Source organism: Janthinobacterium sp. SUN137 (genome assembly GCF_030587265.1).
Classification (GTDB): Bacteria; Pseudomonadota; Gammaproteobacteria; order Burkholderiales; family Burkholderiaceae_D; genus Janthinobacterium; species Janthinobacterium kumbetense.
In genome coordinates this window covers 1,732,423-1,745,177 of sequence record NZ_JAPWHZ010000001.1, presented here as the reverse complement: position 1 = coordinate 1,745,177, position 12,755 = coordinate 1,732,423, and the positions used below count along the sequence as shown (strand labels likewise).

The window sequence follows — 12,755 nt, the reverse complement described above, 5'->3', positions numbered from 1 at the left end:
AATGCTGGAATTTACCCTTCTCAAGACCGACACGAGCGGCCTGACCAAGGCACGCCGCGGCACCTTGAAACTCAACCATGGCGTCGTGCAGACGCCGATCTTCATGCCAGTGGGCACTTACGGTTCCGTGAAGGCCATGTCGCCGCTGGAACTCAACGAGATCGACGCGCAGATCATCCTGGGTAACACGTTTCACCTGTGGTTGCGTCCAGGCAACACCGTCATGGAGAAATTCGGCGGCTTGCATGGCTTCATGGGCTGGAACAAGCCGATCTTGACGGATTCGGGCGGCTTCCAGGTGTTTTCGCTGGGCGCCATGCGCAAGATCACGGAAGAGGGTGTGCATTTCAATTCGCCCATCAATGGCGATAAACTGTTCCTCTCGCCGGAAGTGTCGATGCAGGTGCAGCGCGTCTTGAATTCCGACATCGTCATGCAGTTCGACGAATGCACGCCGTACGAAATCCAGGGCCGTCCGGCCACCATCGAGGAAGCGGCCAAGTCCATGCGCATGTCCCTGCGCTGGGCGCAGCGCTCGAAGGATGAGTTCCACCGCGGCGAAAACCCGAATGCGCTGTTTGGCATCGTGCAGGGCGGCATGTTCGAAATGCTGCGCGACGAGTCGCTGGCCAAGCTGGAAGAGATCGATTTCCCCGGCATCGCCATCGGCGGCCTGTCCGTCGGCGAGCCGAAGGAAGACATGATGCGCATGCTGGCCCACGTGGGCCCGCGCTTGCCTGCCAACAAGCCGCATTATCTGATGGGCGTGGGTACGCCGGAAGACCTGGTGGCGGGCGTGTCGAACGGCATCGACATGTTCGACTGCGTCATGCCGACGCGTAACGCCCGCAATGGCTGGCTGTTTACCCGTTTTGGCGACATCAAGATCAAGAACGCCAAGTACAAGGAAGACCAGGCGCCGCTGGACGAGACCTGCAGCTGCTACGCTTGCCGCAATTTCTCGCGCGCGTACCTGCACCATTTGCACCGGTCCAAGGAAATCCTCGGCGCGCGCCTGAACACCATCCACAACCTGCATTATTACCTGGACTTGATGCGCCAGATGCGCGAGGCGCTGGACGAAGACCGTTTCCACGCGTTTACCCTGCAATTCCATGCGGAACGCGCACGCGGAACTTAAGAAAAGCTTAGCTTGAGCCCTGGCTGCGGCATGGCCGGAAGTTTTGTGTATTGGTGCTTGGACTGGGGCGATAAAGCATTGCATAATGCTTTTTTAGCCCCATTTAAAGTTGCCATGCCTGCAATTCGGGTTATGACGTATAGCCAATGCTAGAATACAGCGCTATTTTTTCAAACTGATTAGAACTGGAGTCACCGTGTTTTTCATTTCCAACGCTTATGCGCAAGCCCCAACCGAAGCCCTGGGCCTCGGCGGCAACCTGACCAGCTTCCTGCCGCTGGTATTGATGTTCGTGGTCATGTATTTCCTGATGATCCGCCCACAGCAAAAACGCGCCAAAGAACAACGGGCGATGATGGACGCGCTGGCCAAGGGTGACGAAGTCGTCACCGCCGGCGGCATGCTGGGCCGTGTTTCCAAGGTAGTGGACGCTTACGTCACCATCGAAGTGGCGGCCGGCACCGAAATCACGGTGCAAAAGAGCTCCATCACCACCTTGCTGCCTAAAGGCACCCTGAAGGCGCTGTAATTCCTCGCTGTCATTGCCTTGGCAATGATAGATCCGGGGCGGCTATCGGCCGCCCCTCGCGACGCCTCCGACGCTCAACACTGAACGCTGAATCACTATGAATCGCTATCCTGCCTGGAAATACATCATCATCGTCGTCGCCTTATTGCTGGGCGCACTCTATACGGCGCCCAACTATTTCGGTGAGTCACCGGCGCTGCAAGTAACCAGCGGCAAGTCGACCGTCAAAGTGACGGGCGAGTTGATGACGCAAGTCGAGCAAATATTGACGAAAGAGAACGTCAAGTCGGAAGGTGTCACCATGGATGGTGCCGGCAATCTCGCCTCCGTGCGCGTGCGTTTTGCCGATCCCGATACCCAGTTCAAGGCAAAACTGGTGCTGGAAAAGGATCTGAACCCCGATTCCACCGATCCCGCGTTCATCGTGACGGTCAACCTGCAAGCCAATACGCCGATGTGGATGCAAAAATTGCATGCCTTGCCCATGTTCCTGGGCCTGGATTTGCGCGGTGGCGTGCACTTCCTGATGCAGGTCGATGCGAAAGCCGTACTGAACAAGAAAGTCCAGGGCGTCCAGTCCGCCGCGCGTAGCGTGTTGCGTGACAAGAATATCCGCCACGCCGGCATCGAGCGCGTGGGCGACAGCGTGCAAATCAACTTCCGTGACGCCGAGACGCGCCTGAAGGCAAAAAATGTCCTGTCCGACCAGATGACGGAGCTGGCGTTCGCCGATGCGGGCGAAGGCAGCGATTTGAAACTGAACATCACCCTGAAACCGGCGGCCCTGAAGGCAACCATCGACGAAGGCGTAAAACAGAATATCTCCACCCTGTCCAAGCGCGTCAACGAGCTGGGCGTGGCCGAGCCGCTGATCCAGCAGCAAGGCCCTGACCGCATCGTGGTGCAATTGCCTGGTGTGCAGGACGTGGCCCGCGCGAAGGCCATCATCGGCCGCACGGCCACCCTGGAAGTGCGCCTGGTCGATGAAACCATCGTGCCTGGTACAGAACTGTCGAGCGCCATCCCGTTCAACTCGGAACTGTTCACCGTCGGTAAGGGCGTCCCTGTCGTGCTGGCGAAAGACGTGATCCTGACGGGCGACTATATCTCCAGCGCCACGGCCAGCTTCGACCAGAATCAGCAAGCGGCCGTGTCGATCGACCTGAATGGCGACGGCGGACGCAAGATGCGCGAAGCGACGCGCGAACGCGTCGGCAAGCGCATGGCCATCGTGCTGTTTGAAAAAGGCAAGCCGGAAGTGCTGTCGGTTGCGACGATCCAGCAGGAACTCGGTTCGCGCTTCCAGATCACAGGCATGGGCGGCGCGGAAAACGCGAATGAACTGGCGCTGCTGCTGCGCTCGGGCGCCCTGTCCGCACCGATGACCGTCATCGAAGAACGCACGATCGGACCGCAGCTGGGCGCGGAAAACATCGCCAAGGGCTTCCACTCGACCCTGTACGGCTTCATCGCCATCGCCATCTTCATGATCGCCTATTACATGCTGTTCGGCGCCTTCAGCGTACTGGCCCTGGCCACCAACCTGCTGCTGCTGGTCGGCTTGCTGTCGATGATTCAGGTGACGCTGACCTTGCCAGGTATCGCCGCTATCGCGCTGGCGCTGGGCATGGCGATTGACGCCAACGTGCTGATCAATGAACGTATCCGCGAAGAGCTGCGCGCCGGCAATACGCCGCAAGCGGCGATCGCCGCCGGCTTCGACCGCGCCTGGGCCACGATTCTCGATTCGAACGTGACCACCCTGATCGTCGGCCTGGCACTGCTGGCCTTCGGTAGCGGTCCCGTGCGCGGCTTCGCTGTTGTGCATTGCCTGGGTATCCTGACCTCGATGTTCTCCTCCGTTTTCGTCTCGCGCGGCGTGGTCAACCTCTGGTATGGCCGCAAGAAAAAGCTGACGACCTTGTCGATCGGCACGGTCTGGGTACCGGGCACGAGCAAATAAGCCAGGGCTCCGACTTACCGAATAGCGTCAACAGCGATAGCGTCCTGCGGCCCAGCCGCCGGACGCACAGAATAGAACTCAGAGGATTTCATGGAATTTTTCCGGATCAAAAAAGATATTCCCTTCATGCGCCATGCGTTGATTTTCAACGTCATTTCGGCCGTGACCTTCATTGCCGCCGTCTTCTTCTTGTTCCACAAGGGCTTGCACCTGTCCGTGGAATTCAAGGGCGGCACCCTGATGGAGGTCAAATACCCGAAAGCGGCCAACCTTGAAGGCATACGCGGCACCCTGATCGGCCTCGGCTATGAAGAGCCGGGCGTGACCAGCTTCGATACGGCGCGCGACGTGATGATACGCCTGCCGGTGGAAAAGGGCGTGACTGCCGCGAATACCTCGCAGCGCGTGTTTGAAACGCTGTGCAAGGCCGAGCAAGGCACGACCAAGGGCATCGATACCGTCACCGACAAGGGCGAGCACGTCATCAAGACCGCCTGCGTGGACCCTGCCGGCAACGAAGCGGTAGTACTGCAGAAAGTCGAATTCGTCGGCCCGCAAGTGGGCGAGGAACTGACGCAGAACGGCTTGAACGCGCTGGTGATGGTTGTCGTGTTTGTGATGATCTACCTGGCCGTGCGCTTCGAATGGAAATACGCCGTGTCGGCGATTATCGCCAACTTGCATGACGTGGTGATCATCCTGGGCTTCTTTGCCTTCTTCCAGTGGGAATTCTCGCTGACGGTGCTGGCGGCCATCCTGGCGGTGCTCGGTTATTCCGTCAACGAATCGGTGGTGATCTTTGACCGTATCCGCGAAAACTTCCGCAAGCAGCGCAAGGCTTCCGTGCATGAAGTGATCGACAACGCGATCACCAGCACCATTTCGCGTACCATCATCACCCACGGCTCGACCCAGATGATGGTGCTGTCGATGCTGGTCTTCGGCGGCCAGACCCTGCACCATTTCGCGCTGGCGCTGACCATCGGTATCTGCTTCGGTATTTACTCCTCCGTGTTCGTCGCGGCCTCGATCGCCATGTGGCTGGGCGTCAAGCGCGAAGACTTGATCAAGCCGATCAAGGAAAAAGACGAAACCGACGGCGCCGTGGTGTAAACGCAGGTTTTTGCACAGCGAACCCAAGAACGATCACCCCTCGCGGTGGTCGTTTTTTTTTGTGATGGATGATGATGAAGCGTTTTTTATGGATGGCGGCGATGATGGGCGTGAACGCGCTGGCCGGCGCGGCGGATGTCAGCCGGGTGGCCGGCGATGTCATCGTCCTGCGCGGCGCCATCGCTGGCGGTGATGTGGAGAAGGTGCGGCTGCTGGCCACGCCGGGCACCGTGTTGTTGCGCGTGAATAGCGACGGCGGCGATCCGCAGGCGGCCATGTTGCTGGGGCGCTACCTGCGTCAGCAGCAGTGGGACTTGTCCGTCGACACCGTCTGCGCGGGCAGCTGCGCGCTGTACGTCTTCCCGGCCGCGCGCCATGTGCATATCCCCGCCGGTGCCGTGCTGGCGCTGCAGGAATCGGCGTTCCTGCGCGCGCAGGCTGGCCCGGAGCGCATGCGCCGCAGCCTGGTCGAGGCGGGCGTGCCGGCCGATGCGCTTGACCGTGAAACGGCGACGCTGGCGGCCCAATTGGCAGAGACGGCAGCGCTGGAAACGGCGTTTGCCGCGGAGCTGGGCATCTCGCCCGCCTTTTACCGCGATTTCCGGCAAGTGGCGGAGCAGGCCGAGAGCGTGCGTCAGCGCTTTCCCGACCAGGAGGCGGCCGTCTACTGGTGGCCAGCCGCCGGCCGGCTGCAGCGCTGCTACGGCATCACCGGCGTGCAAGAGGGGACGCGCGCGGCGCGCCTGGCGTCCGACGGCTATCTGTACGTGCCGGCCCTGTCGGCCCTGGTCATGGGCGACCAGGCTTTGCAGGCCTGTCCATGAGCCGCAGCGGCCGCCTGTTCCTGCTGATGGACGCCATGCGCGCCAGGCGCGTGCCCGTCACGGCGGCCCAGCTGGCGCAGCAGCTGGGCGTTTCCGAGCGCACGATTTATCGCGATATCCAGACCCTGGCCGAATTAGGCGCGCCCCTGCAGGGCGAGGCCGGCATCGGCTATGTGCTGCGCCGTGGCGCCTTCTTGCCGCCGCTGATGTTTGGCGCCGATGAACTGGAAGCGCTGGTGCTGGGCGCGCGCTGGGTACGCCGGCAGGGTGATGCGGGCCTGGCGCAGGCGGCCAGCAATGCCTTGGCGAAGATCGCGGCCGCCTCGCCGCGCGACTTGCGCGACAGCATGGCGGAGACCAGCTTGTGGGTACCGCTGGGGCGCCCCGCCGATGGCACGCAGCCTGCCGACCGCTACGTGCAGCCCGTGCGCGAGGCCATCCGCTACGAACAAAAGCTCACCCTGGGCTATCAGGATGAGCATGGCAGCGCCACCTCGCGCACGGTGTGGCCGTTTGCCCTGGCGTTTTTCGAAGGCAAGCGCCTGCTGGCCGCGTGGTGCGAGCTGCGCGGCGATTACCGGCATTTCCGCATCGACCGCATCGCCAGCGTGCAGCAGCATGACGAACGCTATCCCACGCGGCGCCATGTGCTGCTGGATGCCTGGCGCAAGGCGCACGAGATTGATCCGGAAAGCTAGCGCCCCGGAATCCTGACATCCGCTCCTGACAAAAACTGTCAGTGACGGCGACTACGATGGTGGCTTCTTCACTCACCGGAGCCATCTGCCATGCGCCTGTACCACCACCCCATGTCCTCGAATGCCCGCCGTGCCCTGATGACGGCGATCCACCTCGGCCTGCCGCTGGAACTGGCGGAAGTCGACCTGATGAATGCGGATGACCGCCGCCGTCTGTCCGAGTTGAATCCGAACGGCAAGGTCCCCGTGCTGGCCGATGGCGCTTTTCTGCTGTGGGAATCGTGCGCCATCATGCAATACCTGGCCGAGCAGGTGCCGGGCCAGACGATTTATCCGCAGGCGCCGCAAGCCCGCGCCGACGTCAACCGCTGGCTGTTCTGGGCCGCGCAGCACTTCGCGCCCGCCATCAGCGTGCTGGCCTGGGAACGCGCCTGGAAGGGTATGACGGGCAATGGTCCGGCGGATCCGCTGGAAGAGGCGCGCGGCGAGCGCGATCTGCATGAGTGCGCCGTGGTGCTGGACGCGCATCTGGCGGGACGCGGCTGGCTCAGCGGAGAAGAGGTGACCCTGGCCGATTTCGCCGTGGCCGCGCCGCTGATGTACAGCGAGGCCGTGCGGCTGCCGCTGGCGCAGTACCAGCATATCCAGGCGTGGTTTGCCCGTGTGCGGCAGCTGCGCGCCTGGCAGGAAACGGACGTGCAGCTATCGCCGGGATAATCTGCGCGCTAAGTGTGCCAGCGCACGGAGCTGGCGCGGCGCAACGCATAAGATAGGGCTGTCTCTTTCAGGACATCCCTAGCTTTGGACTTTACCCGCTTTCGAGCGGGTTTTTTTTGTCCGGTGTTTGAGGGGGGCTTGATAATTTGATACTTGCTGCACATATGGGGCCTCTCCCACTGCCAGCAGGTACGCTATGTTCATGCCACGCCATCCGAAACCCCTGTTGAGTACCAAGGCGGTCGCCACGCAGGTCGTCCAGCAAAAGCAGGGAACGCAGGCCATGGACAAGCATGTGCTGATCGTCGACACGGTCAAGCCGACGGCACCGCCGCCAGCGGCCAGCAAGCCGGCAGGCTAGTGCACGAGCACCTTCAGCAGCGACTGCACTTCATCGTCCGATTCTTCCATGATGCTCGACAAGGTCGCATCGTCGCCGATCAGGCAATCGATGCTGCGCGCGGCGCGGGCGGCCCGTACGGCGATGGCGGCCGGGCTTTCGTTGAGGGGCGACGAGACGGGCGCCAGGTCATTCGCCAGCAGCAGGGTGTCGCCCAGCGATTCGGGCGGAATGGCGCGCAAGCCTTCCCACAGCGCATCGATGGCGCCCATCACGGCTTCCGGCACCTTCAGTTTGGTCAGGACGCCATGGCCGATGGCTTGTTCGCCATGTTCGACCCAGTCCTCCGGTTCGCCGTCGAGGATGCCGGGGAATTCGGCCGCGCGCGACAGCAGATAAAACCCGCCCACTTCATGCATGATGCCGGCAAACAGGGCCGTATCGGGGTCCACCTTGGTGACGCGGCGGGCCAGTACCTGCGACAGGGCCGCCACATGCGCCGTATGCTCCCACAACTGGTTGGCCTTCGCTTGCAGCACGGGATCGGTGATGGTGCTGCCCAGCTGGCGCACGATCAGCGATGCCACCACCGACTGCAGGGTACGCACGCCGAGCCGCTGCACGGCGTTGCGCACGCTGGTGATTTCATTGCCGGAACGGTTGAACGCCACGGAATTGGCGATGGCCACCGTACGCGCGGCCAGCAGCGGGTCAGCCTGCACCAGTTTGGCTGCGGCTTCGATATGGCAGTCGGGATCGGCCAGCGCCTCTTGCAGCTTGAGCGAAGCGTCCACATTGGCAGGAAAGGTCAGCTCGCCACGAGCGGCTTGTGCGGCGATGCTTTTAAAGGCGTCGAGTCTGTTCATTGAAAAAATTATACTCGCAATATTTCCGTGCGGAACTTTTTAACCATGATCTTTTCGCAAACAGCTTAGCAAAAGGCAAGCAACTGCCCCGTAAACGAAAAAAGGCATGCCCCTATATTGGTGGCATGCCTTTTTTAACGACAGCGATCGTCACAGCGCTGGACAGGACCATCGCGCAGCAGGTCCTGTCGAAAGCGCTGCTACAGAGCTTCGCTGAAGATGGCGTCACAGCCTTCAACCAGCTCGTCGCTGTCTTCCAGTTCATCCGTCAGGCCCAGGTCGAACAATTCCTCGACGGCGTTCATGAAGCTATTGTGCTTGGTGGCGCCGATCAGGCGGTAGATTTCGCCGTCTTCGTTGCGCACGCCGATGATCAGTTTTTCCTGGCGCACCAGTTCCGGCGTGCTGGCGTTGAGCAGCAGGTTGCCGATGATGTGTTTATCGAAATGAGCTGGCTTTTTGCCTTCGAGCAGTGTGGTTTTCAACTTGGTTTCCTTTGTCTTGTTTGAATGTCTGTGCTTGGTGTATGGTCAGCCGTGGCCGTTGGCGATGGCGTGCTTCAAGCCCGCCAGGGTGATTTCCAGGCGCATGAAATCGTCTTCGGTATAGCCGTCGAACAGGCGCTGGCCCTGTTTTGTCAGTTTGGGGAACACGTCATGGAACACGTGTTCGCCCGCGCAGCTCAGGCGCACGTAATAGGAACGCTTGTCGCGTGGACAACGTTCGCGGATCACCAGCCCCTTTTGTTCCAGCCGGTCCACCACGCCCGTCAAGGTACCCTTGGTGATCAGGGTTTTCTGGCCCAGTTCCTTGTAGGACATGCCACAGGTGTTGCCGAGCGTGGCGATGATGTCGAATTGCGCATGCGTCAAGCCGTACTGGCGCACGAAGTCGCCAGAAAACCGCTCGAAGCCTTGCATGCATTCGGCCAGCAGCCGGATACTTTTTAAATATCGTTCACCCATGGGGAGAGATTATATCCTTCCGCCCCGCTTTTTTCCGCCGCGCCAGGATGTGCCCTTGCATGAGGGGCTCGATGGGGCGGAAGTCCGGTATCATGTGGGCAACTCAGCCCTTGCCCCTGGCCCGCCTCGCCGATGTCCTTCGCTAATCTTTCCCGTATCGGCCTCGACAAACCGCTGCGTTTGCTGCTGGTGCATGCCGGCGATGCCGAATCGATTACCTGGGCAGGCCTGGTGCAGCCGCTGCGCCTGTGCGCGCGGGCGCTGGGACCGGACGCCCTGCAGCTGGACGTGCGCACGCCGGAACAGGTGGCCGCGCAGGGCGGCAACTGGCATATCGCACTGCTGGTGGCCGATGAAACGGAGGCGCCGCTTCGCGCCGAGCTGTGCCGGGCCGTGATCGAACGCTGCCGCTCGGCGCCATTCTGGGGCGGCGTGGGTGCTGCCGTGCTGTGGCTGGCCGACGCGGGCGTCATGGATGGCGTGCGCATCGCCTTGCCCTGGGCCTTGTACGCCGATGCGGAAGCGAAGGCCGAACGGGCCATCTTGACGCCGCATTTGTTCGATATCGACGGTCCGCACGTCACCTGCTGCGGCGGCGCGGCCAGCATCGATTTTTCGCTGACCCTGATCGAGACCATCTTTGGCGCCGACGTGCAGGCGCTCGTCAAGGAAGCGTTGTGCGTGGACAAGGTGCGCGGCAAGGAAGAGCGCCAGCGCGTGGCCCTGCAGGCGCGTTTCGGCGTGCTGCAGCCGAAATTGTCCGAAGCGGTGACCTTGATGGAAGCCAATATCGAAGAACCGCTGTCGACCGATGACATCGCCAGCCTGGTGGGCCTGTCGCGGCGCCAGCTCGAGCGGCTGTTCAAGCAATACCTGGGCAGCCTGCCGTCGCGCTACTACCTGGAGCTGCGCCTGCAGCGCTCGCGGCAATTATTGCTTGATACACATTATTCCATCGTGCAAGTTGGCCTGATGTGCGGCTTTTCCTCCGGTTCGCACTTTTCCACGGCGTTTGGCACTTTATTTGGCAACACCCCCCGTGAAGAGCGGCAGCGCAAGCTGATGCCACCGGCCTAGCCCCGCGTCAAGGCAGCTGTGATGAATTGTGAAAATCCTTGTCGCAGATTCAAAAGAGTTTTAGCATCCCGCTTTTTATAATGCAGTACACACGTAGCTGTCGTAGCTGCGGAGTACCTAACATATTGATGGGGAAATGCTATGAATGCCAAGCTTGATTCGACCGTAACGGCTCGTCCAGTCACCCGGGAAACCTTTGACCAGGTCCTCGTTCCTACCTACGCCCCTGCTGCCATGGTGCCCGTGCGCGGTTCCGGCCTGGATCTGTGGGACCAGTCAGGCAAGCATTACCTCGATTTCACCTCCGGCATCGCCGTCAACAGCCTGGGTCATTGCCATCCGGCCCTGGTCGACGTGCTGACCAAGCAAATCAATAATTTGTGGCATTTGGGCAACGGCTACACCAATGAGCCTGTCCTGCGCCTGGCGCTGGCCCTGACGGAAGCGACCTTCGCCGACCGCGCCTTCTTCTGCAACTCGGGCGCGGAAGCCAACGAAGCGGCCCTGAAACTGGCGCGCAAGTATGCGCACACCAAGTTTGGCGCGCACAAGTCGCGCATCATCTCGTGCTTCAGCTCCTTCCACGGCCGCACCCTGTTTACGGTCTCTGTCGGCGGCCAGGCCAAGTACACGGAAGGCTTCGAGCCGCTGCCGCCGTCGATCGACCACATCGCCTACAACGACATCGAAGCGGCGCGCGCCGCCATCGGCGATGACGTGTGCGCCGTGATCGTCGAGCCGGTACAAGGCGAAGGCGGCGTGGTGCCAGGCAATCCGGAATTCCTCAAGGAGCTGCGCGCCCTGTGCGACAAGACGGGCGCCCTGCTGATTTTCGACGAAGTCCAGAGCGGCATGGGCCGCACTGGCGCGTTGTTCGCCTATATGGGCTACGGCGTCACGCCGGACATCCTGACGGCCGCCAAGGCGCTGGGCAACGGCTACCCGATCGGCGCCATGCTGACCACGAATGAACTGGCGCAAACCCTGGCCGTCGGCACCCACGGCACCACCTACGGCGGCAACCCGCTGGCCGCCACCGTGGCCCTGACCGTGCTGGAAACGATCAACACGCCGGCGTTCCTGGCCCGCGTGAAAGAAGCGAGCGTCAACACCATCGCCATGCTGCAAGGCTTGATCACGGATTACCCGCAAGTGTTCTCCGTCGTGCGCGGCAGCGGTTTGCTGCTGGGCCTGGTCGTCACCGATGCCTTCAAGGGCCGCGCGAAAGACATCCAGAAAGCGGCCGAAGCGCAAGGCTTGATGGTGCTGATCGCCGGCATGGACGTGGTGCGCCTGGCGCCGGCCCTGATCGTCTCGGACGAACAGATCGCCGAAGCGGGCCGTCTGCTGCGCGTCGCCATCGACGGCATGCTGAAAGCCTGAGGCTAGCCTAGCTCCCTGTTTGATCACCGGCCCGCCGCTTTGCTGCGGGCCGGCTTGGTTCTACCCGGGTTTTCAGCCCATGTATCGTCAGCATTGAAGGAGTACCCATGTATGTTGTCCGTCCGGTAGAAATTGCGGATATTGCAGCCCTCGAAGCGCTGGCCGCGGTAACCATGCCGGGTGTCCATACCCTGCCGAAGACGCGCGAAAAAATCGCCGCCTCCGTCGAGCGCTCCATCGCCTCGTTTGCCGCCCATGTCGACATCCCCAGCGAAGAATCGTATCTCTTCGTGCTTGAATCCCTGCTCGACAAGAGCATCGCCGGTACGGCCGCCATCTTTGCCTCGGCCGGCTCGAACGGCACCTATTTTTCCTTTCGCAACGACGTCATCCAGCAAGTTTCGCGTGACCTGAATATCAGCCACAGCGTGCATGCGCTGACCCTGTGTTCGGAGCTGACGGCGTATTCGCAGCTGTCCGGTTTCTATGTGCGCAACATGGAGCAGGCGGGCCTGGAAGCGGCCTTGCTGTCGCGCGCGCGGCTGCTGTTTGCCGTGCTGGCGCCGCACCGTTTCGGCGACCGCTTCTTCGTGCCGCTGGCCGGCATCACGGATGCCGACGGCCAGTCGCCGTTCTGGGATGCGCTGGGCCGAAAATTCTTCCAGATGGATTTCCTCGATGCCGAAAAAGTCATCGGCGGTGCCCGCAACCGCACCCTGATCGTCGAACTGATGCCGCATTACCCCGTGTACGTGCCGCTGCTGCCCGGCGACGCGCAGGCGGCCATGGGCCAGATCCACCCGAGCGGCGAACTGGCTTTCAATCTGCTGACGGAAGAAGGCTTTGAAGCCGACGATTACATCGACATCTTCGATGGCGGCCCGATCCTGCAGGCGCACAAGCATGCGCTGCGCTCGTTTACGGGCTCGCTCACGCGCCGCGTCGTCGCAGGCGTCACGCCCAGCCGCACGGGCCTGAAAGTGCATTACGCGGTCGCTTCGGGCGCAGAGCGCAACTTCCGCGCCGTCACCTTTACCTGCGATGCGCTCGAAGCGCAGGACACCGTCGGCTTGCCGCCAGAGCTGCTGGAGGCGCTGGCCGTGGCCGAAGGCGACAGCGTCATTTGCGTGCGCATTTAA

At 61.7% G+C, this 12,755-nt stretch carries 14 protein-coding genes; 11 read left to right on the top strand and 3 right to left on the bottom strand.

Annotated features, from left to right (window positions below):
- Position 1 precedes the first annotated feature (1 nt).
- The 8 genes from tgt to O3298_RS07910 all read left to right on the top strand — a co-directional run bounded on the left by tgt (position 2) and on the right by O3298_RS07910 (position 7,346).
- The gene (gene tgt, locus O3298_RS07945; RefSeq protein WP_034745502.1) at positions 2-1,141 is read left to right on the top strand and encodes a tRNA guanosine(34) transglycosylase Tgt; all 1,140 of its coding nucleotides are present in this window, start codon (positions 2-4) and stop codon (positions 1,139-1,141) included.
- Between the two features lie 196 nt (positions 1,142-1,337).
- A complete protein-coding gene (gene yajC, locus O3298_RS07940; protein WP_077408845.1) occupies positions 1,338-1,670 on the top strand; it encodes a preprotein translocase subunit YajC in 333 nt (110 codons plus the stop codon).
- Between the two features lie 97 nt (positions 1,671-1,767).
- The gene (gene secD, locus O3298_RS07935) at positions 1,768-3,633 is read left to right on the top strand and encodes a protein translocase subunit SecD (protein WP_099666209.1); all 1,866 of its coding nucleotides are present in this window, start codon (positions 1,768-1,770) and stop codon (positions 3,631-3,633) included.
- 90 nt (positions 3,634-3,723) lie between these two features.
- Positions 3,724-4,746: a protein translocase subunit SecF gene (secF, locus tag O3298_RS07930; protein ID WP_305057968.1), complete on the top strand. Its 1,023-nt coding sequence runs from the start codon at positions 3,724-3,726 to the stop codon at positions 4,744-4,746.
- Between the two features lie 74 nt (positions 4,747-4,820).
- The gene (locus O3298_RS07925; RefSeq protein WP_305057969.1) at positions 4,821-5,570 is read left to right on the top strand and encodes a hypothetical protein; all 750 of its coding nucleotides are present in this window, start codon (positions 4,821-4,823) and stop codon (positions 5,568-5,570) included.
- Positions 5,567-6,268 carry a YafY family protein gene (locus O3298_RS07920; protein WP_180278668.1) on the top strand — a complete coding sequence of 234 codons (702 nt, stop codon included), beginning with the start codon at positions 5,567-5,569 and terminating at the stop codon, positions 6,266-6,268. Before O3298_RS07925 ends, O3298_RS07920 begins: the two co-directional genes overlap by 4 nt.
- A gap of 90 nt (positions 6,269-6,358) precedes the next feature.
- On the top strand, positions 6,359-6,985 hold the full coding sequence (locus O3298_RS07915) for a glutathione S-transferase family protein (protein ID WP_305058939.1): 627 nt from the start codon (positions 6,359-6,361) through the stop codon (positions 6,983-6,985).
- Positions 6,986-7,181: 196 nt separating this feature from the next.
- On the top strand, positions 7,182-7,346 hold the full coding sequence (locus tag O3298_RS07910; RefSeq protein ID WP_305058938.1) for a hypothetical protein: 165 nt from the start codon (positions 7,182-7,184) through the stop codon (positions 7,344-7,346).
- Here O3298_RS07910 and O3298_RS07905 read toward each other — a convergent pair.
- The 3 genes from O3298_RS07905 to O3298_RS07895 all read right to left on the bottom strand — a co-directional run bounded on the left by O3298_RS07905 (position 7,343) and on the right by O3298_RS07895 (position 9,156).
- On the bottom strand, positions 7,343-8,191 hold the full coding sequence (locus tag O3298_RS07905) for an HDOD domain-containing protein (RefSeq protein WP_046684532.1): 849 nt from the start codon (positions 8,189-8,191) through the stop codon (positions 7,343-7,345). The genes O3298_RS07910 and O3298_RS07905 overlap by 4 nt on opposite strands.
- Positions 8,192-8,391: 200 nt before the next feature.
- Positions 8,392-8,676 carry a hypothetical protein gene (locus tag O3298_RS07900; RefSeq protein WP_070220679.1) on the bottom strand — a complete coding sequence of 95 codons (285 nt, stop codon included), beginning with the start codon at positions 8,674-8,676 and terminating at the stop codon, positions 8,392-8,394.
- 45 nt (positions 8,677-8,721) lie between these two features.
- Positions 8,722-9,156: a MarR family transcriptional regulator gene (locus tag O3298_RS07895; protein ID WP_305058937.1), complete on the bottom strand. Its 435-nt coding sequence runs from the start codon at positions 9,154-9,156 to the stop codon at positions 8,722-8,724.
- A 132-nt stretch (positions 9,157-9,288) separates the two neighbouring features.
- Here O3298_RS07895 and O3298_RS07890 point away from each other — a divergent pair, with 132 nt between their 5' ends.
- The 3 genes from O3298_RS07890 (at position 9,289) to O3298_RS07880 (ending at position 12,755) form a co-directional block, all read left to right on the top strand.
- Positions 9,289-10,233, top strand: a complete 945-nt coding sequence (locus O3298_RS07890) for a GlxA family transcriptional regulator (protein ID WP_305058936.1) — start codon at positions 9,289-9,291, stop codon at positions 10,231-10,233.
- Positions 10,234-10,374: 141 nt separating this feature from the next.
- Positions 10,375-11,616: an acetylornithine/succinylornithine family transaminase gene (gene astC / locus O3298_RS07885; RefSeq protein ID WP_099666216.1), complete on the top strand. Its 1,242-nt coding sequence runs from the start codon at positions 10,375-10,377 to the stop codon at positions 11,614-11,616.
- Between the two features lie 107 nt (positions 11,617-11,723).
- Entirely contained in the window at positions 11,724-12,755 is a 1,032-nt protein-coding gene (locus O3298_RS07880; RefSeq protein WP_289912683.1) for an arginine N-succinyltransferase, read from the top strand.

What these genes read in the sequence shown, in the direction of transcription:
- O3298_RS07920 (WP_180278668.1), top strand. Translation starts at nt 5,567, where the DNA reads ATGAGCCGCAGCGGCCGCCTGTTCCTGCTGATGGACGCCATGCGCGCC.
- astC (WP_099666216.1), top strand. Translation starts at nt 10,375, where the DNA reads ATGAATGCCAAGCTTGATTCGACCGTAACGGCTCGTCCAGTCACCCGG.
- O3298_RS07910 (WP_305058938.1), top strand. Translation starts at nt 7,182, where the DNA reads ATGTTCATGCCACGCCATCCGAAACCCCTGTTGAGTACCAAGGCGGTC.
- secD (WP_099666209.1), top strand. Translation starts at nt 1,768, where the DNA reads ATGAATCGCTATCCTGCCTGGAAATACATCATCATCGTCGTCGCCTTA.
- O3298_RS07895 (WP_305058937.1), bottom strand. Translation starts at nt 9,156, where the DNA reads ATGGGTGAACGATATTTAAAAAGTATCCGGCTGCTGGCCGAATGCATG.
- O3298_RS07880 (WP_289912683.1), top strand. Translation starts at nt 11,724, where the DNA reads ATGTATGTTGTCCGTCCGGTAGAAATTGCGGATATTGCAGCCCTCGAA.
- O3298_RS07905 (WP_046684532.1), bottom strand. Translation starts at nt 8,191, where the DNA reads ATGAACAGACTCGACGCCTTTAAAAGCATCGCCGCACAAGCCGCTCGT.
- O3298_RS07925 (WP_305057969.1), top strand. Translation starts at nt 4,821, where the DNA reads ATGAAGCGTTTTTTATGGATGGCGGCGATGATGGGCGTGAACGCGCTG.
- tgt (WP_034745502.1), top strand. Translation starts at nt 2, where the DNA reads ATGCTGGAATTTACCCTTCTCAAGACCGACACGAGCGGCCTGACCAAG.
- O3298_RS07915 (WP_305058939.1), top strand. Translation starts at nt 6,359, where the DNA reads ATGCGCCTGTACCACCACCCCATGTCCTCGAATGCCCGCCGTGCCCTG.
- O3298_RS07890 (WP_305058936.1), top strand. Translation starts at nt 9,289, where the DNA reads ATGTCCTTCGCTAATCTTTCCCGTATCGGCCTCGACAAACCGCTGCGT.
- secF (WP_305057968.1), top strand. Translation starts at nt 3,724, where the DNA reads ATGGAATTTTTCCGGATCAAAAAAGATATTCCCTTCATGCGCCATGCG.